The sequence below is a fragment of the Bradyrhizobium sp. ma5 genome (assembly GCF_042258955.1).
Classification (GTDB): domain Bacteria; phylum Pseudomonadota; class Alphaproteobacteria; order Rhizobiales; family Xanthobacteraceae; genus Bradyrhizobium.
Genome location: NZ_CP170156.1, coordinates 2,289,680 through 2,312,393, shown reverse-complemented (window position 1 = coordinate 2,312,393; position 22,714 = coordinate 2,289,680). Strand labels below are relative to the sequence as shown.

18 protein-coding genes and 11 pseudogenes are annotated in these 22,714 nt (G+C 60.4%); 11 read left to right on the top strand and 18 right to left on the bottom strand.

Features of this window, described 5'->3' with window-relative positions; all coding sequences use genetic code 11:
* Positions 1 to 226: 226 nt before the first annotated feature.
* From ACE103_RS10695 to ACE103_RS10685, 3 genes and pseudogenes are all read right to left on the bottom strand, one after another.
* A pseudogene (locus ACE103_RS10695) lies at positions 227 to 753 on the bottom strand (transposase); the annotation flags it as partial.
* 431 nt (positions 754 to 1,184) lie between these two features.
* A pseudogene (locus ACE103_RS10690) lies at positions 1,185 to 1,448 on the bottom strand (AMP-binding protein); the annotation flags it as partial.
* 141 nt (positions 1,449 to 1,589) lie between these two features.
* Positions 1,590 to 2,930: a glycine cleavage T C-terminal barrel domain-containing protein gene (locus ACE103_RS10685; RefSeq protein ID WP_375779366.1), complete on the bottom strand. Its 1,341-nt coding sequence runs from the start codon at positions 2,928 to 2,930 to the stop codon at positions 1,590 to 1,592.
* Positions 2,931 to 3,518: 588 nt separating this feature from the next.
* On the opposite strand from ACE103_RS10685, the gene ACE103_RS10680 reads away from it, so the two are divergent.
* Complete coding sequence (locus ACE103_RS10680; protein ID WP_375779365.1) at positions 3,519 to 4,097, top strand: TetR/AcrR family transcriptional regulator; 579 nt, start codon at positions 3,519 to 3,521, stop codon at positions 4,095 to 4,097.
* 51 nt (positions 4,098 to 4,148) lie between these two features.
* Here ACE103_RS10680 and ACE103_RS10675 read toward each other — a convergent pair.
* The 4 genes and pseudogenes from ACE103_RS10675 to ACE103_RS10660 form a co-directional block, all read right to left on the bottom strand.
* Positions 4,149 to 4,872 (bottom strand): annotated as a pseudogene (locus ACE103_RS10675) (ABC transporter ATP-binding protein).
* Positions 4,869 to 5,643: pseudogene (locus ACE103_RS10670) on the bottom strand (ABC transporter ATP-binding protein). The pseudogenes ACE103_RS10675 and ACE103_RS10670 overlap by 4 nt, the downstream one beginning before the upstream one ends.
* On the bottom strand, positions 5,636 to 5,914 hold the full coding sequence (locus ACE103_RS10665; RefSeq protein ID WP_375781082.1) for a hypothetical protein: 279 nt from the start codon (positions 5,912 to 5,914) through the stop codon (positions 5,636 to 5,638). The pseudogene ACE103_RS10670 and the gene ACE103_RS10665 overlap by 8 nt, the downstream one beginning before the upstream one ends.
* A gap of 391 nt (positions 5,915 to 6,305) precedes the next feature.
* Positions 6,306 to 6,910 (bottom strand): annotated as a pseudogene (locus ACE103_RS10660) (ABC transporter substrate-binding protein); the annotation flags it as partial.
* Positions 6,911 to 7,109: 199 nt separating this feature from the next.
* On the opposite strand from ACE103_RS10660, the pseudogene ACE103_RS10655 reads away from it, so the two are divergent.
* The 6 genes and pseudogenes from ACE103_RS10655 to ACE103_RS10630 form a co-directional block, all read left to right on the top strand.
* Positions 7,110 to 7,259 (top strand): annotated as a pseudogene (locus ACE103_RS10655) (GntR family transcriptional regulator); the annotation flags it as partial.
* Between the two features lie 24 nt (positions 7,260 to 7,283).
* On the top strand, positions 7,284 to 7,853 hold the full coding sequence (locus ACE103_RS10650; RefSeq protein WP_375781081.1) for a GntR family transcriptional regulator: 570 nt from the start codon (positions 7,284 to 7,286) through the stop codon (positions 7,851 to 7,853).
* A 7-nt stretch (positions 7,854 to 7,860) separates the two neighbouring features.
* A complete protein-coding gene (locus ACE103_RS10645; RefSeq protein ID WP_375779364.1) occupies positions 7,861 to 8,775 on the top strand; it encodes a bifunctional 5,10-methylenetetrahydrofolate dehydrogenase/5,10-methenyltetrahydrofolate cyclohydrolase in 915 nt (304 codons plus the stop codon).
* 2 nt (positions 8,776 to 8,777) lie between these two features.
* Positions 8,778 to 10,055 carry an aminomethyl transferase family protein gene (locus tag ACE103_RS10640; RefSeq protein WP_375779363.1) on the top strand — a complete coding sequence of 426 codons (1,278 nt, stop codon included), beginning with the start codon at positions 8,778 to 8,780 and terminating at the stop codon, positions 10,053 to 10,055.
* 31 nt (positions 10,056 to 10,086) lie between these two features.
* Positions 10,087 to 10,369, top strand: a pseudogene (locus ACE103_RS10635) (nuclear transport factor 2 family protein); the annotation flags it as partial.
* A 248-nt stretch (positions 10,370 to 10,617) separates the two neighbouring features.
* Positions 10,618 to 10,917, top strand: a complete 300-nt coding sequence (locus ACE103_RS10630; protein WP_375779362.1) for a hypothetical protein — start codon at positions 10,618 to 10,620, stop codon at positions 10,915 to 10,917.
* Here the strand turns inward: ACE103_RS10630 and ACE103_RS10625 are convergent.
* From ACE103_RS10625 to ACE103_RS10615, 3 genes are read right to left on the bottom strand one after another with little or no spacing between them, the layout of a single operon-like run.
* The gene (locus ACE103_RS10625; RefSeq protein WP_375779361.1) at positions 10,914 to 11,144 is read right to left on the bottom strand and encodes a hypothetical protein; all 231 of its coding nucleotides are present in this window, start codon (positions 11,142 to 11,144) and stop codon (positions 10,914 to 10,916) included. The genes ACE103_RS10630 and ACE103_RS10625 overlap by 4 nt on opposite strands.
* Entirely contained in the window at positions 11,141 to 11,374 is a 234-nt protein-coding gene (locus tag ACE103_RS10620; protein ID WP_375779360.1) for a hypothetical protein, read from the bottom strand. Before ACE103_RS10620 ends, ACE103_RS10625 begins: the two co-directional genes overlap by 4 nt.
* Before the next feature lie 4 nt (positions 11,375 to 11,378).
* Positions 11,379 to 11,495: a hypothetical protein gene (locus tag ACE103_RS10615; RefSeq protein WP_375779359.1), complete on the bottom strand. Its 117-nt coding sequence runs from the start codon at positions 11,493 to 11,495 to the stop codon at positions 11,379 to 11,381.
* Between the two features lie 275 nt (positions 11,496 to 11,770).
* Between ACE103_RS10615 and istA the strand changes: the two are divergent.
* A pseudogene (gene istA, locus ACE103_RS10610) lies at positions 11,771 to 13,261 on the top strand (IS21 family transposase); the annotation flags it as partial.
* An 8-nt stretch (positions 13,262 to 13,269) separates the two neighbouring features.
* Positions 13,270 to 14,133 (top strand): IS21-like element helper ATPase IstB, encoded by an 864-nt coding sequence (istB, locus tag ACE103_RS10605; RefSeq protein ID WP_375779358.1) that lies wholly within the window; start codon positions 13,270 to 13,272, stop codon positions 14,131 to 14,133.
* Between the two features lie 232 nt (positions 14,134 to 14,365).
* Here the strand turns inward: istB and ACE103_RS10600 are convergent, their stop codons facing one another.
* Together ACE103_RS10600 and ACE103_RS10595 are read right to left on the bottom strand one after the other, a co-directional pair.
* A complete protein-coding gene (locus tag ACE103_RS10600) occupies positions 14,366 to 16,183 on the bottom strand; it encodes an NEL-type E3 ubiquitin ligase domain-containing protein (protein ID WP_375779357.1) in 1,818 nt (605 codons plus the stop codon).
* Between the two features lie 412 nt (positions 16,184 to 16,595).
* Entirely contained in the window at positions 16,596 to 17,144 is a 549-nt protein-coding gene (locus tag ACE103_RS10595; RefSeq protein ID WP_375779356.1) for a TetR/AcrR family transcriptional regulator C-terminal ligand-binding domain-containing protein, read from the bottom strand.
* A gap of 508 nt (positions 17,145 to 17,652) precedes the next feature.
* Between ACE103_RS10595 and ACE103_RS10590 the strand changes: the two genes are divergently transcribed.
* Positions 17,653 to 18,000 (top strand): hypothetical protein, encoded by a 348-nt coding sequence (locus tag ACE103_RS10590; RefSeq protein ID WP_375779355.1) that lies wholly within the window; start codon positions 17,653 to 17,655, stop codon positions 17,998 to 18,000.
* Positions 17,990 to 18,589, top strand: coding sequence for a transposase (locus ACE103_RS10585; RefSeq protein ID WP_375779354.1), 600 nt, complete (start codon positions 17,990 to 17,992; stop codon positions 18,587 to 18,589). The genes ACE103_RS10590 and ACE103_RS10585 overlap by 11 nt, the downstream gene beginning before the upstream one ends.
* A gap of 327 nt (positions 18,590 to 18,916) precedes the next feature.
* Here ACE103_RS10585 and ACE103_RS10580 read toward each other — a convergent pair whose 3' ends face one another.
* The 6 genes and pseudogenes from ACE103_RS10580 to ACE103_RS10555 all read right to left on the bottom strand — a co-directional run bounded on the left by ACE103_RS10580 (position 18,917) and on the right by ACE103_RS10555 (position 22,541).
* The gene (locus tag ACE103_RS10580; protein ID WP_375779353.1) at positions 18,917 to 19,156 is read right to left on the bottom strand and encodes a hypothetical protein; all 240 of its coding nucleotides are present in this window, start codon (positions 19,154 to 19,156) and stop codon (positions 18,917 to 18,919) included.
* Positions 19,153 to 19,900: pseudogene (locus ACE103_RS10575) on the bottom strand (transposase); the annotation flags it as partial. The gene ACE103_RS10580 and the pseudogene ACE103_RS10575, both read right to left, overlap by 4 nt.
* Positions 19,901 to 20,168: 268 nt before the next feature.
* Positions 20,169 to 21,160, bottom strand: a pseudogene (locus ACE103_RS10570) (IS110 family transposase).
* Positions 21,161 to 21,245: 85 nt separating this feature from the next.
* Positions 21,246 to 21,629, bottom strand: a pseudogene (locus tag ACE103_RS10565) (transposase zinc-binding domain-containing protein); the annotation flags it as partial.
* 65 nt (positions 21,630 to 21,694) lie between these two features.
* Positions 21,695 to 22,069, bottom strand: coding sequence for a tyrosine-type recombinase/integrase (locus ACE103_RS10560; protein WP_375779352.1), 375 nt, complete (start codon positions 22,067 to 22,069; stop codon positions 21,695 to 21,697).
* Positions 22,002 to 22,541, bottom strand: a complete 540-nt coding sequence (locus tag ACE103_RS10555; RefSeq protein WP_375779351.1) for a tyrosine-type recombinase/integrase — start codon at positions 22,539 to 22,541, stop codon at positions 22,002 to 22,004. The genes ACE103_RS10560 and ACE103_RS10555 overlap by 68 nt, the downstream gene beginning before the upstream one ends.
* Positions 22,542 to 22,714 lie beyond the last annotated feature (173 nt).

The window sequence follows — 22,714 nt, the reverse complement described above, 5'->3', positions numbered from 1 at the left end:
CGAAATCAGTCATCTACCCCTTGCAATTTGCATTGCGACCGAGCCGAGAGCGCTTCGAAGGCCTTGCGCTGGTCAACCGTCCGGATATCTGCGTCTCATGCTAGGAGCGTTAGCTTTCGAGAAGCTGACGAGCCTCAGAAGGATACACAACGAGCCAACGGTGACCGCATTGACTTCTGCCGAAAGCTGCGACGTCGGTGGCCGCCGAAGAAATGCTGGCAGAGGACGATCGACGAAGCTCCTTCGGCAACTTCAACCGGACGACAGTCAGGATTTCGTCGAGGCCTTCGAGGATGCTGGCCGCTACGCCGGGCCATTACTGGACGAGTCGACGCGCGAGATTGCGGATCAATCGGCCTTGTCGGCGTCATCGAGCTCCCAAGCCTAGCGTAGCACCCGACGGATGGCCGCATGATGCTCTTTCGGCAGGCGTTCCATGACGTTGCGTACCTTGTGGATCTGGCAGCGCTGGATCGCAGCGGCCGAACCGAAGGTGCGGTGGATCGCTTTGGACAACACTTTCCCGCCGTCGACGATGACCAGTCTTGGCACCGTCGGCTCGTGCCCGCGCGAGACCAGGTGTTGTCCAGCAGGGCCTGAACCGTTGCGGCGTTCTCGGTCGCCCCTTCCACCAGCGCCAACGGATGCTGGTTGCCTTCGCCGTCAACCCCGATCGCGGCGACCAGGCACGAGATCGTCGCTGGGGTGCAGTCCATCGATCTGGACAACCAAAAGGTCGAGCGCGGACAGGTCGCAGCCATCCCTCCCTCCTCGGTTATCCATCCCGTTTTCCGTTCTTGTATTTTATTTACTAACCGTATCGTCTCGAATTGGACGGTCAAGCGACGCCTTTGCGCCTCCCCACCTGTCGTCGACGGTAGGGTGCCTGGCGCTTCGCCTGACGCCCAACGAGAGACCGCCCGGCAATCGATACTGATACCGCAAGCCGCTGGTAAGCTTGCGAGAAAAGTCAGATCAATGGAGGAAACCATGGAAGCTTCCCAGGCTCCGAAGAGCGCTGGCGACGGTGATATCACCCCCGCGGTGCTCGCGATCGGCCGCCCGTCCTTCTCGCACGTGCTGATCGGGATGCTTGAGCGCGTAGCCGGCGTCGGGCACGTACGGGCGCCGTCGAAATCGAGAATTGTCCGAACACTTTTTGCAGCCGACAGATTAGCGACCATTTCCCGGAAGGTGCCGTCGACGATCAGCATGCGCGCGCCCGAGTGCTTGAGAAGGAAGTCGATTTCCGGCGCGGTCAGCCTCGTGTTGATCGGTACCACCACCCCGCCGGCCCACGGGACCGCGAACAGCGCCTCGAAGTATCGATCGTTGTTGAGCGACAGGAATGCGACACGTTCGCCGCCTCCAATCCTCTGGCTCGCAGGAAACCGCCAGCCGCGAGATCCTGTCGATCGTTTCGCACCAAGTTCGCCGCCGACCGCCATCGATCGTAGATGGATCGCTCGGACGAATTTGGTGCGCTCTTCGGAGCAGCTGCGTGAGATACATGACTAGTTCTCAGGGAAGGCCGCCGATCGACACGGAAGGGCTGGACGTTAGGAGCTCACATGAGCGCGGAGCGGAGTTCATAGAGCCTGAGCCTGAGCCTGGGCTCTCGCTGTCTTGAGTTCTGTGCGTCGAAGGTCTTTCTTGTATGGAGACGGCGCCACCGTCGCGCGAATACGTTTCTGGCGCTTGTCGGGATTGCCCCAGATCACCTCGACCTTCGTACCAACCTCGCTCTTGTCGAGGTCGATCACGCAATGGGACATCATCTGCCGGAACGTAAAACTGAAGCTGCGCGACGTCGCGACGCCCACTTCCTTGCCATCCGCAAGCACCGAATGTGCGTCCATGCAGAATCGCTGTTGACGCGGCATGTCCATGAAATCGTAAGGCTCGGCATCGCCTGCGAAGAGCGAGTTCTGAACGTCCTGGCAGTCCTCGGCGCTCCAAATCAAGGTCATGATCTTACGGCGAGGATTGGCGACCTCTCGTTCCAGAGCCTCTCGACCATAGAAATCGTGATCGAACTTCACGTTTCTTGCCCATCCGAGTTCGACCGGGCTTCGGTACCAGGCAGACACGTCTTGTGCCTGGAAACTTCCCTTCGCTTTCAGGCAACCATCGAGCGTCCACCTTCTGAATTTCATGATCCCGAGCCTCTCGCGTTTCGACAGGTCCTCAAGGAACTCTCGTTCGCTTGGCTCGCACACCGCAGGAAGGTAATCGTGCGTAACGGTCGGAAAACACGCTTCAAGATGGTTGATCATCGCCGTGCGGGAACCCAACCGACGGATGCCTGAGGCTTTCCCGGCCGAGAGGATCGCTTTTCGCACGTCGTCCGCGTGGACAAGGGGACCCTGCAGCTCAAACCCGATCTCGCCAGCCATCCCTTGCCGCAGAAAGAGCGTGGCATGCCCTGCAACCGAGAACGAGTGCTGGTGCATGAAGCGGACGTCGCGCAGACGAGGCCCGACAAGTTGCTCCAGCACTTCGACCGAAGAAGGTCCCTGGACCTGGAATTTGAACTTGCTGACGCGGTACTCTGATTGCACGTCGTAACCGCCAGCTCGAAGTTGGTAGTCGAGCCAAGCGGTAACCGGTCCGAGCGCCTGAAATTCGAACTCATCGATGCCAAAGCGCATCAGGATGCCCTCACCGATGATCTTGCCATCTCGGTTGCAGCAAATGATGTGCTTGGCCTGCCCGATATGAAACTTTGCAAAGCTGTTCACGGCGAAGTCAGAGAATAATTTCAAGGCGTCGGGACCCGAGACATGAAGCTCGTCCAGAAAGGACCACTCGCCGAGATAGCACCCCTTTTTCCATGACTCGCTCTCATCGATCCAATCCGTATATTCGAGCTTGCCCCATCCGGCGACCGACGGAATACCGCTCCGAAGCTGCTCAATCGTCACGCTCATCCCATCTCTCTCCCGATTATACCCTCAACGTCACTGGATCAGGCGGAGCTTCCCGCCTTCGACCTTGACCAGGGACGCGGAACGTTCGTCGTATCGTTGTGGTCGACCTTGCTCATGTTCGATAGCCAGTTGTTGAGGTACACGGTCCGACCGCACTCCAGGTCATCTCGTAGGGTGGAGCGGAATTCAGGGTTATCCGGCTTCGCCGTCTTCAACGTATTCGGCACAACTCTCTTGATGCGGGCAAGCACATCTCGGGATCACAATCCCGTCCCTGACGTCTGCACGCGCGAAGTTTGCGCTGAGGGCACGCCGCGAGAAGGCAAGCACCTGGAAACTTCTCCATTTCCAGTGCCTCCCTGTTCGCGTCGACTTGCACCGATTGCATCCATGGCCGCGGCACCATTGACCTGCTATCTGTTCCGCGATCGGACCGAGCGCCATGGCTCACGAGCTAGTCGAAAGGTATTGGTATTGAACTTGCTAATCTTTTATCGCTCTATCGAATGATCGTTAGAAAATCACAGGACCCCTATGCCTGTCAAACCTCTTCCTCCAAATCCAAAGACCACCCCGCGATGGACCCACATGTATCAGAAGGCGCTCGACGCCGCCGCGACCGCATTCGCCGAGAAGGGCTATGAGGGCTCGAGCATCCGCGATGTCGCCGACCTTCTCCAGGTGAGAAGCGCAAGCCTCTATTATTATTTGCCGTCCAAGGAGGCGGCTCTGGCCGCCGTGTGCGAAGCCGGAGTGACGAACTTCATCGCAACCCTAAGCAAGGCTGTCGAAGAGAGCGCCAGTGCTGCGGATAAAGTGCGAGCAGCGATCCACGTTCAACTATCCCCTCTCAGGGAGCGGCCGTACGCGGATTATATCCGGGTCTTCTTGAGGCATCGTCACGAGCTTCCGGACAACGAACGTCGGCGGATTGTCGCGCTTTCGCGTCAGTATCAGAAGCTAGTCCAGGACATCTTTGCCGCAGGCGTGGCGAGTGGCGAGTTTCGTTCCACACTCAACGCCGAATACTCTGCGTTCGCCCTGCTCGGCCTTTGCAATTCGGTGATTAGCGCGCATGTGTGGCCACGCTCTGCCGATATCGACACATTGATTGATGAATATACCGAAATATTCCTGGTGGGTGTCAGCACCCCTCCCCTCGCGTAGCTGTATCAGACTGTGCATGCGCCAGGCCTGGTCGATGTTCAGCCGATGCGATTACGAGCGAAGCCCCACTCCGACGTAGCGCTCTATCAGCCCGTCTTTAGTTCTTAGTTCGCTAGCTGAACCCGCCCAGGCAATCGTTCCACGCTCGAGCAGCACCACGGTGTCCACGAAGTCGAACACCCGCTCGATCTGCTGCTCGACGATGATAATGATCGGAGACGGCGTCCGCCGCAAGACCGTTGAATGCCTCCATCAATTCGTCGCAAATGACGGGGGCCAAGCCTTCGAGCGGCTCGTCCAGCAAGAGCACGTTCGGCCGTCCGAGCAAAGTTCTTGCGGTCGACAGCATTTGCTGCTCCCCGCCCGACAATCGCCCGGCCGGATTGTGGCGCCGCTCCTTCAGACGAGCAAACATCGCATATGCTTCGTCAATGGCAGAGCGCGAACGCTGCTTCAACCCTGTTCTCAAATTCTCTTCCACCGATAAGGACGGAAACACGTCGCGTGTCTGCGGGACATACCCCATGCCGGCCCAGGCCCGATCGGCCGGGTCGAGATCCATCAACTGAAGATCACCAAGGGCGATGGTCCCGGCATGTCGCCGCGTCAAACCCATCAGAGTCGCGAGAAGCGTCGTCGTCCCGACACCGTTGCGGCCGAGTACCCCGACTTTCTGCCCAGAGGAAAAATCCAGATTGATGTCTTCAATGATCCGCGTCTCCCCGTAACCAGCAGTGAGGTTCGAAATCGTGAGACCGACGTTCTGCCTGGTCATGGCGTGCGTCCATGACTGTCCTCGCCTGTCCTGTAGCTGCCGAGATAGGCCGACCGGACCTGGGGGTCTTTCGCAAGTTCGTCAGGCGCGCCCTCAAAGATCAATTCCCCTGCGGCGAGCACCAGGGCCCGCGACGCGAAACGAAACACCAGGTCCATGTCATGTTCGACCATCAGGATGGCAATCCCGGCCGGCAAGCGCTCCAGCGCGTTCAAAATAAGCCCAGTCTCCGACTGAGGAACTCCGGCCGCAGGTTCGTCCAACAGCAGAACGCCGGGGTTGAGCGCGAGAGCCAGCGCAAGCGCGGTCAACCGTTGCTGCCCATAGGCGCTATGGTGGACCACATCGTCGGCGACGGTTGACAGGCCGAGTTGGTCAAGGATTGAAGCAGCCTCGTGCTCAACGGCCTGATACTGATCGGCCGCGCGCCAGCAGCGCACGGTCAGCCTCTGCAGTTGAAGAACAGCCAGTCGCGGTTCTGGCGAACGGTCATTTTCTGAAACAAACGGCTGATCTGGAATGACCGGACCAATCCCGCTCGTACGCGCGCGGTCGCTGACGTGCGCGTAACATCCCGCCCGTCGAGCCGAATTTCACCGCCGTCAGTGGCCAGCATGCCAGTCACGAGGTTGATAAGAGTGGATTTCCCCGCGCCGTTCGGTCCGATCAAAGCGACCCGCTCGCCTGACTGGAGGCCGAATGAGACGTCGCTCGTCACGGCTAGGCGGCCAAACCCTTGCGTAGACCGTTAATTCGAAGCCGCTCAGACATCGCGACGAGCTTCCCCGCGCATCGGCTTGATCCTTTGGGCGATCTGCGCCCCAATGCTCTGGATGCCGCTCGGCAGTGTCAGGATGACCACCGCCAGCAAAACGCCCATCGACGTCAACCAGTGAAACGGGTTCAAAGCTGACAACACGTGCTCTGCGATCTGGAACAATGCGACGCCCAGCACACCGCCGATCGGCGTGCCGGTCCCGCCCAGGATCAGCATTACAAGCCCCTCCGCCGACCTCTCGAAACTGACGCTGTCGAGCGCCACGACGCCCGCCGTGATCGCGGCCAGGGCGCCGGCCAGTCCCGCAACCGCTCCGGAGATAGCTTACATCGCAATCAGGGTGGGCCGAACCCTCGCTCCCATTGCTTCGGGAAGGACAGCATCGCTCTCGATAGCCCGGCAAAGCAGCCCGAAAGGAGAGAACCAGGCGCTTCAACAGGAAAAAGACGACGAGCAGGATCGCGACCGCGAACAGCCGCCGAGTAGAAATAGGTCGTCTCGAGCCCGAGCGAGGCGTCACCCTGCTCCTGGAGGTCGCTTTCCTGGGTTTCTGATGTTCCGAGGAACCGGACGCGCCCGCGCGCACCGCCCTATCGGCATAAGACCTCACGAAGCTGTAGGTCGGCGGATCGTAGGGTAGGAAAACGAAGAGGGCGTCGGGCTTGGCGATCTTGATCCGTTGCATGTACGGACCAAAATCCGTGGTGCTCAGCGGCATCCGGATCGATTCCATGATTGCGCCTCCGCCCGCCTCGAAGGCCTTCTTGAATGCGGTCTCGGCATCGATACCCGGGCTGTAATCGGCAACCGCGGTGGTGACGTTTCGTATTCCCCGCTTCAGCGCATTGCGCGCAATCGGTACCGTCACCTGCGGCAAGGTGTTCGATGTACGGACGAAGTAGTCCGACTTGCTCACGACAATGGACGTTGAAGAGTTGAACAGGACGGTCGGGATTTTGGCCGATTGAGCCAATGGGGCGATGGCGAGCGCCTCGGGTGTCGTCATGATGCCGGTGAGATATTGCACCTATCCTTGACGACGAGCTCCTGCGCCAACGCCTTGGCGCGTTGTGGGTCGACCTGTGCGTTGTCGCGATAGATCCACTCGATGCTCACCTCGGATGTCGGCTGCCCGTGCTGCGCCAAATAGGCCTCGATCCCTTGCCGAAACGGCAGGCCGAAGGAGCCGGAGAAATTGCCAGAGAATGGCGCAATGACACCGACCTTGGCGACCTCGGCCGGAAGCTGGGCGTTGCCCACAAGAGCGCGGCAGCGGCGATCCAAGCTCCTAAGGCGCCCTATTCCTGATCGAATTTCTCATAGACCCCTCCCGGAACACGACCTCTTGCGCGGGCCGTATGTTAATCGTATACGATATACTGGCATATCACCCCTGATGGTCAAGTTTTGGACCATATATCGGACAAGCGTATACGTATAGTATTCTTTTTAGGTCGCGATGGCAGATGATGCAAATTCCCAAACGCTGAAGGCCGTGCTCGGACTTCGCGGGCTCATCTTGGAAGGCGAGTTAAGGCCGGGCACTCGCGTCTCTGAACCCCTTCTGGTCGAGCGTTTTGGGGTCTCACGGACCCCCGCGCGCACAGCCCTTGTTCGCATGAACGAGGAAGGATTGCTGGAGCAACTTCCAAGCGGCGGATTTGCAGTGAAGGGATTCACCGAACAGGACCTGGCCGACGCCATCGAAATCAGGGGAACGCTTGAAGGAATGGCGGCTCGCTTCGCGGCGGAAAGAGGAGCGCCTTCCGAGCTTTTGACGCGGATGGACCGCTGCGTCTTGGAGCTGGACCAGGCGGTAGCTGCCTTGTCGACGCACTTCGACCTGGGCGATTTCGTCCGACTTAACGATGAATTTCACGCGTTGCTGGTCGAAGCATCCGGCAGCGAAATGATTGCTCATTCGCTTCAAAGGGTCATGTCCTTGCCCTTCGCGGCACCGAACGCATTCATAGAGTCGCAGCGCGCCGATGTGCAGGGCGTCGTGCAGATCCTCGTCACTGCCCAGGACCAACATCGCACCATCGTCGAGGCGATCCGAAATCGACAGGGCGCGAGAGCGCAGGCGCTCACCATCGAACATTCGTTCGCAGCCACTCGCTATCTGCGATTGGTCCTGGCTTCGGACCAACCATCGCGCCGCATTCCCGCTCTCACGCTGATCAAGGCCTCACGCTTTAGATAGGGTCACCATGAGTGCGCGTATCCTCGACGGTCGGATGATCGGACGAGCAATTCGGAATCGCATTAAAGTACATGTCGACGAGCTTTTCCGGGTTGCTGGCGTCATTCCGGGACTTGCGGTCATCCTGATCGGGGAAGACCCCGCCTCCCGCGTCAACGTTACCAACAAGATGAAGGCCTGCCCCGACGTCGGTATCCGTTCCACTCTCATCGAGCACGCGAAAGACGTGCCTGCCGAGTTCCTGGTCGAGAACATAAGACGACTGAACGACGACCCGGCGACGCATGGCATCCTCGTTCAGCTTCCGCTGCCGCCACACCACGACGTCAGGGCCGTGTTGCACGCAATTTCCGTCGAGAGGGACGTCGACGGTTTCCACCTCTACAACGTTGGGGGGCTGGTCGTCGGCGACACGATCTTTTCACCTTGCACGCCCTTTGGCGTGATGAGGATTCTCGACCATGCCGGCCTCCCCATCGAGGGCAGGAACGTCACAATGGTCGGTGCGAGCGCCATCGTCGGCAAGCCGATGGCGCTGATGATGATGCAGCGCGACGCCACCGTGGCGGTTTGCCATGCGAAGACCAGAGATCTCGCAGAATACACCATCCTTGCCGACGTCCTCGTCGTCGCGGCGGGTGTCCTCAATTTGATCCTGCCGCAGATGGTGCGGACCGGTGCGGTCGTCATCGACGTCGGAATCAACCGGTCGCCGGATGGGCGCCTGGTCGGCGATGTCAACTTCGAAGGCATTAGTCAGAAGGCCTCCTACATCACTCCGGTCCCCGGCGGCGTCGGGCCGATGACGGTCACCATGCTGCTGGCCAACACCGTGTCGGCTGCTCGCCGGTACGTCGAGCGGACCCGCGGGCCATCAATTTTTTTACAAGACGTCACGCAGTTGGCCTTGCAAGGGAGGTAATCATGAAACCGAATGACATGCGCACGACCCCGGCTGGATACTTCACGAGCCGCTGGGGCCTCCCCGAATATTCCGATTGGATCGACGAAAGCATGTCCTGGAAAGAGACCTGCTACATCGGCGACTGGTCCTTTCTTTGGGAACGCCGCTTCAAGGGGCCGGACGCACTCAAGCTGCTGTCCGACACGTCCGTGAACAGCTTCGCGAAATTCGACCTGCGTCAGTCCAAGCACGTCATTCACTGCAACGACGATGGCAAGGTCATCCATGAAGGCATCCTGACCCGGCTGGGCGAAGATGAGTTCATGTTGTTCGGACGCGGCACTTTCTGGGTCGACTACAAGCTCCGGCACGGCAATTACAACGCCGTCTCGCAACCCGACGACTGGTTCAACTTCCAGGTTTCGGGACCGAATGCGGCTGCTGTCGTCGAGAAGGTATCTGGCCAGAACGTTCGCGATATCGGTTTCATGCGCAACGGTGAAATTACCATCAGGGGACACAAGGTCCTCGCGCTCCGGCAAGGAATGGCCGGCGAACCCGGCTTTGAGCTGCAAGGTCCGACCGCTCACTCGAAGGAAATCTACGACGCGATCCTCGAGGCTGGGCGCGACTTCGGTATCCGGCAGCTTGGAGGCCGCGCCGTGTTCATCAACCACCTCGAGGCCTGTTTTCCGACCATCCTGGTCGATTATCTGCCGGCCATGTTCGGCGACGACACCGAAGAATATCTCGCCGAGTTCAAGGCCGCCATGCCGTCCTTCGCAGTCACATTTAACATCGCAGGCAGCTTCCAGTCGGACGATATTCGCTCCTACTACCGCAGTCCTGTCGAACTGGGTTGGGGCAAGAACATCAAGTTCGATCATGAATTCATCGGTCGGGAAGCGCTTGAAAAGGAAGTAGCTAACCCGCGCCGCGTGATCCGAACGCTGGTCTGGAACGCAGACGATGTGATCGAGGTCTACGCCTCGCTGTTCCGCAAGGAACAACCCTTCCACTTCATGGACATGCCCCGCGACCAGCGCGGCTTCGTCTACGCGGACAAGGTTTTGCGCGGCGGCCGCGAAATCGGCATTTCAACCTCTCGCGGATATAGCTACTATTTCCGCCAGATGCTCTCGCTATGCGTCATCGACGTCGCTGACAGCAACGTAGGCAACGAGGTCGTGCTGGTATGGGGCAACCCAGGCGAACCCCAGAAGGAAATTCGTGCCACCGTCGCTCCGGCTCCCTACAAGAAGGACAACCGGCGCGTGGAGATGGCCAAGCTCGCCTGAGGAGCGCACGGCTATAGTACGGAAGAAGGATATGACAACGACACGCAAGGACACCTCGAACCTGCATGACGAGAGTGATCGACGTGCAATTCGCGAGTTGATCGAGAACTGGGCGATATGGCGCGACGCGGGGGACTGGGAGCGTTTTCGAACCGTGTGGCACGATGACGGGCAGATGAATTCAACAGGGGCCGGCTACCGAGTTCATTGAGGCGTCCATCGAAGGCTGGAATCGAGGTCTCAGCATTCTTCATTTTCTTGGAGGCACCTCGATTGATCTTTCGGGTGAACGTGCGATCGCACAGACGAAGATCCTTGGAAACATCCAACCGTGAATGGACGCTTCGAGATTGACGGTCGCGCGATGTGCGCGCGTGCCTGCAACAGCAAGCCGATGGGTATTGCCTACTATCAACTCTTGCTCGCCCTGCCTTCAGCGTGAAGATTTGGAAGGACCGCTGTTTATCGCGTTTTCGTCGACCTCTTTCTTCATCGTGGTGTCGGTATTGTTCTGCCTGTCTGGGTCGTTTTCCACATTGGTGGTTCTGGACTGGTCGGACTGGTGCTGCTCTCATCGAGCGCTGCCGGCTTGCCGCTCGCGCCGATGGCTGGCCACCAGGCCGATCGTCATGATCGGGCGCAGGTCATCGTGCTGGGGCACACGATCCGAGCCTTGGGTCTGGCCCTTCTTGCTCCCATCGGATTTGTCGCAGAATCTCTATCGCCAGTTCTTCGCATCACCTCCGGAGTATTGGGAGTCCTCGGCTTCGTACTCCTGTCGGGATTACTCAGCGGCATTTTGCAGGCAATCGCTCCCGAAGCACAGCGCATGGGGTTCGCCGTTCGACTTTCCTTTTTTTAATCAGCTCGGCACAGCGATCGGTACGGGTGCCACTGGGCTTGCCATTGAACCTGTTTGGCACCCTGAGCGATGATCTGGCGGACGAAGACATGCTCGAAACCGAGGTCATTGCCGACGTCGGAAATCATGGCGAGGTCGGCGACAAGATTGGTTGCGGCCAGTGCCGGCCTGCCCGCCGTGATTGGATGGACGAACTCGACGGCCACATGCGACGCGTCGCAGCTCAAGCCCCCGTTTCCCATCGAGGAACAGCCGCCCTCCATTGCGGTAGACATCGGGCCTTCGCCGCCGCAACCAGCACTTCTCCGTTTTCTGCAAAGAAACGCGCATTGGTCTCGCGCGAATCGCGCGCCTTCTCCTCGACCGAGAGCATCAGGACGGCATCCAGCCGGGCCGAATCCTGCTGCTCGCCATCCAAGAACGGATAGAGTGCCTTGAGATCACTATTGCCTGACATGGCACTACCCTCCCGGTTGGATTGCCGAACGCTTCATGGTTTCGATTTCGGCCTGGGCTTCGCCCAGTTCGGTGAGAATCTTCAGGATTTGCGCGGCTTCTTCCTCGTCGATGCGGCTCATCGAAAAATCGACATGAACGAGCACCCATCGCCGACACAGGCCGCGGGAGGGTGCAGGCCCAGAATTTTGGCAACGTGGCCTTGTGATAGGCCCGCGAGCTTACGTGCCTGCTTGAGACGCTCCGCAATTTGGCCGCGCTTGATTGAATCAGCTTCTCCCCGTGTCATTCGGCCTGCAATATTGACCCCCTAAGCCGGGGGATCGGCGTCCAAAATTGACCCCCTACAGATTGATCTGTTGCGCTGCCTGCTTTGGAACGAAGCAGGTGGTGGGAGATGCTGATCGTGGAGACGATCGCCCGGATCCGGCGCGAGCACTTCATCAAAGGCAAGACGATCAAGGAGATCGCCCGTGACCTGAAGGTGTCGCGGAACACGGTTCGGAAGGTGCTGAGGTCGGGAGAGACCTCCTTCGAGTACGAGCGGCAGGTGCAGCCGCGGCCAAAGCTGGGACGATGGGCAGTAGAGCTTGACGGGTTGCTGGCGGCGAACGCGGCTAAATCGGCTCGTGAACAGCTGACGTTGATCCGGATCTTCGAGGAGCTGCGCGGCCGCGGGTACGACGGCGGTTACGATGCGGTGCGGCGTTACGCCAGGCGCTGGAGCAAGGAACGCGGACAATCGACCGCAGCCGCTTATGTCCCGCTGAGTTTTGCCCCAGGCGAAGCCTATCAGTTCGACTGGAGCCACGAGGTCGTCCTGCTGAGCGGCACCACGGTGATGGTGAAGGCTGCCCATGTCCTGCTCTGTCACAGCCGCATGCTGTTCGTGCGGGCCTATCCGCGGGAGACGCAGGAGATGGTGTTCGACGCCCACGACCGGGCGTTCGCCCTGTTCAAAGGCACCTGCACCCGCGGCATCTACGACAACATGAAGACCGCCGTAGAGACGATCTTCGTCGGTAAAGGCCGTCTCTACAATCGCCGCTTCCTGCAGATGTGCAGCCACTATCTGGTCGATCCGGTCGCCTGTACGCCAGCGTCGGGCTGGGAGAAGGGGCAGGTCGAGAACCAGGTCGGGCTGGTCCGGGAACGCTTCTTCACGCCGCGGCTGCGGTTCAAAAACCTCGACGAGTTAAACGCCTGGCTGCTCGACAAATGCATCGCCTACGCCAAGGCTCATCGCCATCCGGAGCTGGCCGATCAGACGATCTGGGAAGTGTTCGAAGCCGAACGCCCCAAACTCGTTCCCTATGCCGGCCGCTTCGACGGCTTCCATGCGGTGACGGCATCGGTCTCGAAGACCTGCCTGGTGCGCTTCGACAACAACAAGTACTCGGTCGCAGCCAGCGCGGTAGGACGACCGGTCGAGGTTCAAGCCTATGCCGATCGCATCGTGATCCGTCAGGATGGACGCATCGTTGCCGAGCACCCGCGATCCTTTGGCCGCGGCGATACCGTCTACGACCCCTGGCATTATGTGCCGGTGCTCGCCCGCAAACCCGGCGCCTTGCGCAACGGTGCTCCCTTCAAAGACTGGGTGCTGCCGGCCGCGATCGAGCGGATCCGGCGCAAGCTTGCCAGCACCGACGATGGCAATCGGCAGATGGTCGACATCCTCAACGCGGTGCTGACTGACGGTCTGTCCGCGGTGGAAGCGGCCTGTGCCGAAGCGCTCAGTCACAGCGTCCATTCCGCCGATGTCGTTCTCAATATCCTGGCCCGTCAACGTGAACCCGCCCCTCCGGCCAACATCATGACGCCGGCCGCACTGACGCTCCGTCATGCACCGATCGCCGATTGTGCCCGCTACGACAACCTCCGGAGGACCATCTGATGGAACGAACCCAAATCTTCGACCTCATGGGCGAACTCAAGCTCTACGGCATGAAGGCTGCCTTCGACGAGATCATGGCAACTGCCGTCAAGCGCCAGCACGAACCTCAGCGCATTGTCGGCGACCTGCTCAACGCCGAGATCAACGAGAAGCAAGCCAGGTCGATCAAATACCAGCTCACCATTGCCAAGCTGCCGCTTGCCAAGGACATCGCCGACTTCCAGTTCGACGGCACGCCGATCAATCAGACTCTCGTCAATGATCTCGCTGGCGGCGGCTTCATCGCCCAACAACGCAACGTCGTGCTGGTTGGCGGCACCGGCACAGGCAAAACCCACCTGGCCATTGCCATCGCCAGAAGCTGCATCCGATCCGGTGCCCGCGGCCGCTTCTTCAACGTAGTCGATCTCGTCAATCGCCTCGAGACCGAGACCCGCAATGGACGGCAAGGTCGGCTCGCCGAGCATCTGACCCGGATGGACTTCATCGTGCTGGATGAACTCGGCTATTTGCCCTTCGCCCAGTCCGGTGGCCAGCTTCTCTTCCACCTCGTCAGCCGGCTCTATGAGCGCGCCTCCGTCATCGTGACCACCAATCTCGCATTCGGCGAATGGCCGACCGTGTTCGGCGACGCCAAGATGACCACCGCGCTGCTCGACCGGTTGACCCATCACTGCGACATCGTCGAGACCGGCAACGATAGCTGGCGGTTCAAAAGCCGAGACGACGATCACGCCACCCGCGCTCGTCTCGCCTCCGCTATCCCGGCCAGCTCCGACGAGACGAGCGCTACCAGCAAACCCCGCCGCGCAAAGGGGTCAAAATTGGACGCCGATGAGGGGTCAAATTTGCAAGCCGATTGACAAGAGAATCAAGGCAACCAGTCTAGAGCCCGAATTGCAGCAGCGGGCGGTTGGCTTCATCACCCATCTTACAAAGTAGCCGCATGCAACGCTACCGGCCTCGAACGGATAGCTGCTCTACGCCATCCCCGCAGCCGCGCAAAATTTCGCCGACGCGGAGACCGCACTGGCTGCGATCAGGAGATCCGTCGATCTGGATGAAGGACCGCGTTGTGAAGCAGCAGACACCGCTTCACAGACCTAGGCCACGTCTGTTAAGCACCGCGTCCCTCAGAGCCCCCTTGATCTCGCGAGCGATGTCCTTGCTGACCTGGGGTCCGAACTCCCGCTCGGCATCCGCAACGACATCGGCTTCAGCGCCGATCAGTCCCGCTTCAACGAGCTTTTGCTTCAGTCGGCCCGCGAACTCCTCCTCCAATGCATCGGCGAGCTGTTTCTCCATCGTGGCATGGTGTTCGGGTTCAATGCGGAGCACCACATCGTCCCAAGGTTTCCAGTCCGTCGCCAAATAGTCGGCGAACCCCGTCGCCTCCTTGCTCCGCACAGACGTCTCAGCCCTGTCAATGTCTTCCTCCGTGACGTAAGAGACGTTGAAGTAGTTCATGTCCGGGGCGATGTGCTGCAGCCCCAACCGCTCGCGCAGCTTGGCCTGATAGGCAAGGTAGACCTCGATTTCGTCGACATCGTTGATTGTGTCGTCCGTGACGAGCGATTGGACCTTCTCGCGCGCGATCGCCCCCAGTGCGTCCAAGCGGAACATGACACGGCCTAGATCAACGAGGGCCGCGACCCCCTCGTTATTGTCATAGAGCCCGCTCTCGACATTGGCGATCAGGCGTGCGGTTTGCATGCCGTTCCAGGTCAAAGTTCTGCGATCCTCGCAGCTCTCGTTGGCGTCAAGAGCAAGCTGGAAGTACTGCGCGCGCAATTGCGGGTTGGCCGCCGCCTGCCGCAGATCATTGGCCACCCCCTGCTGGAATCCTTCGTTCCCAGAGTTCACGGTACCCCGCAGCCCGTTGAGGAAGTCTGCGTATTCCTGGGCGCCGGGCTCTTCTGCAAAGCTCTGCCACTTGGCCAGCACCTCCGGATCGCCCTCCTTCGGATCCCGGTTGAGCCAGTCCGCTACTGTCTCGGGAAGAGACTGCGCAGCAGCGTCCTCCTCCGACGGACCTTCGTCCGTCTCGGACAATTCACTTCCTTCGTCGGCCAGAAAGAAGACCCTCGGGCCGGCATACCCATCGGTACTTTGGATTGTGTCCAGGTTCGTTAGCACCTGCTCGGGCAACGGATTGCCAGACAAAACCATCTCGGCATCAGCACCCAATTGCGTCAGCAAGCCCGTGGGTAGGCTGGTTAGCTGGTTTTCGCTAAGGTCAAGTCTTTCGAGCCTGACCGGGAGAGTCTCGGGCAGACGCGTCAACTGGTTTTCACTAACGTCAAGTATTTCGAGCCTAGCCGGGAGGGTCTCGGGCAGGCTCGTCAATTGGTTGTGGCCAACGTCGAGACCCTCGAGCGCGGCCGGGAGGGCGTCAGGCAGGCTGGTGAGCCGATTGTGGTGCACGTCCAGCAAGGCGAGCTCGGCCGGAAGCGCGGGCAGGCTGGCCAGCTGATTCCCCCTAACATTGAGCGAAAAGAGCGCGGCAGGGAGAGTCTCGGGCAGACTGGTCAGCCGATTGAAGGACGCGTCGAGCAAGTGGAGCCCGGCCGGAAGTGGAGGCAGGCTGGTGAGGCGCAGCATTCCAAGATCCAGGAGGCGTAGCATTCCAAGATCCCGCTCGCCCTGATTCCAAGCATTCACTCGCCTTACAGCCTCTTGCCGATCCTCGAGCGGGTTCTGCCCCTCTTCGACAGCCCATTCCTCCAGCATCTGATCGTGGGCCCCCTCCGCAGGAGCAGAATCCTCGAGGTTTGCCGGATCGTCAGCGGCGAGCACCGCGTGGGTCAAGACTCCAACCCACTGCGCCTCCTCACCGTCCCGGTCCTCGCGTGCGGAAGATTCGGTAGTGCTGCCATCACCGCGCTGAACCTGCCCTGCGTCGAAGGGATCCATTTCCTACTCCTTGTCGGACTGAGCAAATCAAGGCGACCTCTCAGCCCAATCGAACGGTTGCAGCAGCTAAGACATTTAGCTTTCGACAAGCTGACGAGCGTTGAACTATGTTGAGAGAACAGTCAGAGTGCCTTGCAGCATTCTCAGTCGCCGAAGCGACACGGAACAGATCTCCCGGGGTCGGCTCGCCATTCGCCGCGAACTGCTTCACCACGTCATACCCAAAGCAGAGCCCACCACCGGACTTGCCATCCGCGACGCGGCCGCGCAGCCCGCGGCGCGTCTTGTCGGCGAGATCCTTCAGGGAGAGGGCGTTCATCGTGACGGAACGAGCCGAATAGAGCGAACGCCCACCATCAAGTCAGGTTAGACAAGCCTTGAGAGAACGACCCTCCAGCCTCGTTGCCGCCGCCTACTCCTTGGCCGTGGCGTTCGCCATCCTCGACTTTGGGGTTTTGGTTATCAATAGATCTACCGTCTCGCACAACCGACCGATGAACTCAGCGTCAAGCGGGCTCGCGAACATGAGGCGCCGGTAGATCGGGGCATAGAGAAGTTCGACGACCCAACTTGCCTCGAGGTCCGTTCGGAATTGTCCTTCCTTTTGACCGCGCTCGATCGTCTCTTGGACGAGACGCCGACGGTTCTCGGTGAAGAGCCTATTGAACTCTGCGAACAACTCATGGTCATCACGTCCTTCACATAGGATCTGGACGACCAAGGTGCCGGCACGCCCGTTGAAGTATTTCGCTAGCGACGTCAGATGCCGTTTGATGGCCGAAGGGGGATCCATCGCCGTCGGCATCGGCGTGTTGCTGAAGTGGGAATCCAGGAACGCCTCGATCACGAGTGCGCCTTTGCTCGTCCACCAGCGATAGATCGTTGCTTTGGATACCCTCGCTTCGCGAGCGACCGTTTCGATTGCGAGATCGGCAACCGAGACCGTTTGCAGCAGGCTCATCGTCGCCGAAAGGATCGCGCGCCTCGAAGCTTGGTCTCGAGGCCGACCTGTTCGGCGAGAATCGGAAACCTCATCCTCGAGAGGTCCCCTCTGCAACCGTCGGGACGCCGGCTTGAGCGATCGGCGCGCTTGAGAGGTTGATGCCATTGTCCTCGATGCACTCATGGGTGGGCCCGATACCATATGGGACGGATCGTTTCTGAGTAGCACAGCGTAACCTGTTCCGACAGGCGCGCCGTCGGTGCGATTACATCAAATAGAGCGCACTTGACAAAGCGGAGATGCGATATTACGAAACGTATTGTATCCTAACTAAGGGCAGGTTCGGATGAAGGTCGGGCGTGTCGCGGTTGAAACTCCGTCCGGTCGCTCGCTCGCCTTGCCGCGGTTGACGTCAGCAAGAAGGCGGTCATCGACCTCGCCTCAGCGGAAGTCCTGCCTCGCCTGGCGAAAAGGGGCGACCCGCGAGGCGGCCCAGCGTTACGCGGCAGCAGTTTTCCCGGGCAGCATGCCGGCAGCGATCGCGCTGCGCGATGCGTTCCTGGACAATGCACATGACGGGCTCGCGTTGCGTGCCGACGATGTCGCCGCGCCGCTAGCCGATGCCAGATGGCTCAGCGCAACGGATCCGTCCGTGATCCGGGATGGCCTGACCTTCCTGAAGCACGTCAAGCAATCTCACGAGCGTGTAGGGGCTGAGCCGGCGGTCGCCCTCCTGGAGATTCCCGGATACTTCAAGGGAACTCCTCACACGGCGGTTGGGCATGACGTCGAGATTCCCAAGCCGCGAGATTGCGCGGCGGCGGTGGGCGTTGAACAGCCACCGCAGAGAAGGAGCGGCCGCCATGGAAGTTAGCACGATCGGGCTGGATTTGGCGAAGAATGTATTTCAGGTGCATGGGGCGGACGCTGCAGGTGCCACTGTCTTGCGCGAACGCCTGCGTCGTCACAAGGTAGTTGGAGTTCTTCGCCAAGCAGCCAGGGTGCCTGGTCGCCATGGAAGCCGTGCCAGCGTGCATCATTGGTCGCGCGAGATCGGCGAGCTCGGCCACACAGTTCGCCTCATCCCGCCCGCTTATGTGAAGCCTTTCGTGAAACGGGGGAAGAACGACGCCGCTGATGCCGAGGCGATCTGTGAGGCCGCTCAACGACCGACGATGCGGTTTGTTGCCGTCAAGAGTAAGGAGCAGCAGGCCGCCGCGGTGGTGTTTCGGGCGCGCGACCTCCAGATGCGACAGCGCACCCAGGTGGTCAAAGCTCTGCGTGCCCACCTCCACGCGCTTGGCCTTCATGGCATGGACAAGGCTTTCGCCGACATCGAAGCCGGCGGCGAGGCCGCCCCCTGCGCCGACGCTGTCCTCGACCGCTTGGTCCATAACGCCCACCGGATCGATCCCTCAGGGGAGAGCATGCGGCGAAGCCGCAAATCCAGCCGAAAGGCCTGAGCCAGGTGGCCCTGTGGACATGCGGCTGCGCTTGGACAACGCAACAGCGTTGCCCACATGCCCACAGTAGGAGCAGCAAAAAACAGTCCTTCGAGCCGCGATACAAGTTTGACCTCGCGGCTTCGCCGATGCCCGAAACCAAAGAGCCAGAACGCCTCCCGCCCCGGGCGACATCAAATCGGAACGGTGGGCGAGATCGTCTCGGAATACTGGAGGGTTCAAATAGGTCCCGCGTCACAGATCTCGCCGCAAGTCCAGCGCGGGACCTATTTGAAGCCGGATTGAACGAAGCCGCGTCTTGTGAGCGCGGACCTATGGGGGTTCGATCTAGGCGCCAGTAGGTGCAATTGACCCGATATCGGGCCCGCGAGCCAGTGTGGCCACAGATTGTCGCTGGTGTTGGCAGCACAGGATGCCGCCGTCGATAGCGTTGAACGGGGCGTCAAGCCCGGGCGGCTGACTATCGCCCGTTCGCCGGGCGTTGTGAGCGTGCTTGATCGTTCCGATGGAGAACGTCGGTATGGCGATGCGTGCAATGGGAGCGAACGAGTCGAGGTCGTCGGTCATGATGTATCGCAGTGAGGTGCTGCGCGTCGCTGCGTTGGCGCATGCGGCACAGGCCGAATCTCGACCATGCGGCCTCCGCAGATGGGGCACAAGTCGAGGCGGTGACCAAAGAGGATGGCGCAGAGCTCACGATAGTCGACAGCTTCGGCAGGCGGAGGTGGCTGCGGCGCCTCAAGCGCCGCTCGGATGCGCGTGAGTTTAGCGGCGCGGCAGGCGTTCGCCAGGAAGCCGAAATGACGGATGCGGCGGAACCCCTTCGGCAATATGTGGAGCAGAAAGCGACGAATGAACTCCTCGGTCTCGTCATCACTTTGGATTTGTTGCCGGCGCGATAATCTCCTTCCACCGGAAGCGGACGTGGCCGTGCTCACAGGTAAGAAGGCGGCCGTTGGCGATCGCAACGCGATGGATGTAGCGCCCGAGATAAGCCAGAACCTGTTCTGGTCCGCCGAAGGGACGCTTGGCGTAGACGACCCACTCGATCTTGCGGAGGGCGTTCAGATGGCGGCCGAATGCTGCCGGTTCGACGAGGTGCGCGAGGTGACCGAAGAACCGGAGCTTGGCGCTATCGAACGCCGCCTGCAGGCGCTCCAGGAATAGCCGACGATACAGCCGTGACAGGACGCGAACGGGAAGGAAGAAGCCTGGGCGACAATGAACCCAGCTTCCATCAGGGGCGATCCCGCCGCCCGGCACGAAGCAATGGGCATGCGGATGATGCGTCAGGGTCTGACCCCATATGTGGAACGGTCCGCGTGGCAAGAGCTTTTTCAGTCGATTTCACACATTGGAACGGTGCAGTCATATGTCCGGCCTTTACGCGCGGCACATGGCCGCTGGCCTCGATCAGATCCGCGGAACGAGGAGCTAAATCAGCTATGCGCGCTTGAGTGCATTGGGGCCAGCAGCTTCATTCGTCTCGGGATTTCGTCCCATGGGTTCATCGTCTGTTGTTGCACCTTGCCCTCTGCCGGCCCTGCCGGTCAGATTGTTTTGTCGGTCATTGCGTCGATCAGACGGCGATGGTGGTAGTCATCACCGATAGGTCGGGACGTCGATAAATCCCGCCCTTGTTCAGAAGCGCCCAGATGATCCGCGCCGTTTTGTTGGCCTGCGCGACCGCTGCAACCTTGAAAGGCCGTCCGGCGAGAAGCGCCTTCCGCCACGGCCGCGTCTGAGCGTCGTTTCGGGCAACCCGATTTCCCATCTTCGATATTCGTCCGAGCCGCTCCTTGCCTCCGCTTGAATGAGGCCGCGGCGTCAATCCCAGCCAGGCGGCAAAGTGGCGAGCCGACTTGAACCCGCCAGGATCCGGCACCAGCGCCTTGATGGTCGCCGCCGTAATGGCGCCGACCCCAGGGATGGTGGTCAACCGACGCATGTCCTCGTCGCGCTTGGCCTCCACGACGATTGCGCGCTCGAGCCTATCGATTTGGTCGGCTGAAGCTTCGATCCCATCGGCAATAGCCATCAGGGCGAAGCGTGCTGCTGCGGGCAGGCGAGCATCGGTTTCGTCCCGTACGATCGCGACCGCGCCTCAACCTTTGCCAGGCCGGCGCTGGCGATGATGGCTAATTCGGCCAGATGCGCGCGCAGGGCATTGACCGCCTGCGTTCGCTGCCGCACCAGAAGAGCGCGGCTCTTCAGCACCATCGCGGCATCCTGCTGCTCGGCCGTCTTGATCGGGACGAAGCGCATGGTCTTTCGGGTCACCGCTTCGCTGATGGCCTCCGCGTCCGTTCTACCTCGCTTGACGAACGGCTTGACATAAGCCGGCGGAATGAGCCGCACCTCATGACCGAGAGCCGCGATCTCGCGCGCCCAATAATGGGCGCTACCGCAGGCTTCCATCCCCACCAGGCAGGGTGACAGCTTCTCGAAGAAACGCAGAACTTCGCTGCGCCGCAACTTTTGGTTGAACACGGGCTCGTCCTCCGCATCCGCCCCGTGAACCTGGAAAACGTGCTTGGCCAAATCCAACCCGATGGAGATAACCTGTTTCACGGAACGGTCCCTCCTTTGTGGCGTTCGAACAACGACCACGTTCTAGCACTTTGATGCTGTTGGAGCGGGCCGTTCCACCACATCAGGTATGGAGAATGGCAATCATCCCGGTCGTGGCACCGAGATGCGTCGGGTTGGCGCTGATGAGACGGATCGTCTCGGCTGCCGTCTTGAGCAGAATGTCGTAGACCACGGCCTTGTTCTGCAGCGCGACCGCGGCCACAGGCGCCGGCACGGTGAAGACGACATGGAAATAGGGAACCGGCAGTAGGTCGGCCTGGCGATCGGCGAGCCATTGGGCGCGCGCGAGCGCTTGGCACTTCGGACAGTGCCGATCGCGACAGCTGTTGTAGGCGACGCGAACCAGGCCGCAGTCGTCGCAGCGCTCGACGTGGCCACCGAGCGTCGCTGTGCGGCACGCCTCGATGGCCGCCATGACACGGCGCTGGTCGGACGACGGAACGCGCCGCCGTGGCGGCAGAACATGTCCGCCATCTCAAGCACGGCGCATATGCGCGGCTCAGTCGGGTGGGATCACCCTATGGAGAGCCCATCGAATGGGCTGGTCGTGCGGGCGAGCAGATTGGTCGCAACCTGTGCGTCGCGCGCGGTCGATCCGAGGCCGGCATGTCCGAGCAAGACCTGAATGATGCGGATGTCAATCCCGCTTTCCAGGAGATGGGTCGCAAACGAGTGCCGGAGAGTGTGGACAGTAATCGGCTTGGCAATCCGAGCGCGGCGGCGGGCGGCGCGGCAGGCCGCCTGGACGCAGCGGACGCCGACATGTTCACTTGGGTCTTGGCCTGGAAATAGCCACAGCCCCCGGTCGGGCTCGCATCCTCTACCTACGAAGAATATCCAGCAGTCGAGGAGAAAGCATCGCGTAACGATCTCTGTCGCCCTTTCCATTCTCGATGTGGATCAACATTCGTTTGCTGTCGATCGAGCTCACCTTCAGGCTTACGACTTCACTAACCCGTAAACCAGCCGCATAAGCCGTCGCCAGCACGACGCGGTTGCGCAACCCTGTAACCGCGTCCAGGAAGCGCTCGATCTCTTCGGCACTAAGCACGAGCGGGAGCTTGTCGGGCTTCTGGCCACCGATGATCCGCTCGAATGCCTCCGTCTGCCCGAGTGTGACGCCGTAGAAGAACCGCAGCGCGCAGGCCACATGGTTGATGTGGGACCACGAACGCCTTTGGCCGATGAGATGCAGTTGGTAGGCGCGGACCTGCTCGAAACTCAACCGGTCCGGAGCGTAGCCGAAATGGCGGCTAAACTTTGCGATCGCATAGATATAGAATTGTTGAGTCGACGGCGACAGATTGCGGACCGTCATGTCCTGGATCATGCGCTGCCGAAGAGGGCTCATCGTAGCCATCTGGGTCTCCTGTCTTGAGAGCGGCGGCGCGAAGACCAACATCCACTCAGACAGGACACCTCAGTTCAGCAGGCTTGCCCCCACTCCCGCGTAGCGGGTTCGTTCAATACTGCGCGAGATCAAATCGGTACACCCAGGCGAGATCATCGGAATCCGCAAAGTTCAACGACCAC

Excerpts from the sequence above, each read along its gene's own strand:
- ACE103_RS10585 (WP_375779354.1), top strand. The coding sequence starts at position 17,990 with ATGGAAGTTAGCACGATCGGGCTGGATTTGGCGAAGAATGTATTTCAG.
- istB (WP_375779358.1), top strand. The coding sequence starts at position 13,270 with ATGGAACGAACCCAAATCTTCGACCTCATGGGCGAACTCAAGCTCTAC.
- ACE103_RS10580 (WP_375779353.1), bottom strand. The coding sequence starts at position 19,156 with ATGACCGACGACCTCGACTCGTTCGCTCCCATTGCACGCATCGCCATA.
- ACE103_RS10640 (WP_375779363.1), top strand. The coding sequence starts at position 8,778 with ATGAAACCGAATGACATGCGCACGACCCCGGCTGGATACTTCACGAGC.
- ACE103_RS10600 (WP_375779357.1), bottom strand. The coding sequence starts at position 16,183 with ATGGATCCCTTCGACGCAGGGCAGGTTCAGCGCGGTGATGGCAGCACT.
- ACE103_RS10620 (WP_375779360.1), bottom strand. The coding sequence starts at position 11,374 with ATGTCAGGCAATAGTGATCTCAAGGCACTCTATCCGTTCTTGGATGGC.
- ACE103_RS10615 (WP_375779359.1), bottom strand. The coding sequence starts at position 11,495 with ATGAGCCGCATCGACGAGGAAGAAGCCGCGCAAATCCTGAAGATTCTC.
- ACE103_RS10590 (WP_375779355.1), top strand. The coding sequence starts at position 17,653 with ATGCCGGCAGCGATCGCGCTGCGCGATGCGTTCCTGGACAATGCACAT.
- ACE103_RS10555 (WP_375779351.1), bottom strand. The coding sequence starts at position 22,541 with ATGGCTACGATGAGCCCTCTTCGGCAGCGCATGATCCAGGACATGACG.
- ACE103_RS10680 (WP_375779365.1), top strand. The coding sequence starts at position 3,519 with ATGTATCAGAAGGCGCTCGACGCCGCCGCGACCGCATTCGCCGAGAAG.
- ACE103_RS10645 (WP_375779364.1), top strand. The coding sequence starts at position 7,861 with ATGAGTGCGCGTATCCTCGACGGTCGGATGATCGGACGAGCAATTCGG.
- ACE103_RS10560 (WP_375779352.1), bottom strand. The coding sequence starts at position 22,069 with ATGGAAAGGGCGACAGAGATCGTTACGCGATGCTTTCTCCTCGACTGC.
- ACE103_RS10595 (WP_375779356.1), bottom strand. The coding sequence starts at position 17,144 with ATGAGCCTGCTGCAAACGGTCTCGGTTGCCGATCTCGCAATCGAAACG.
- ACE103_RS10685 (WP_375779366.1), bottom strand. The coding sequence starts at position 2,930 with ATGAGCGTGACGATTGAGCAGCTTCGGAGCGGTATTCCGTCGGTCGCC.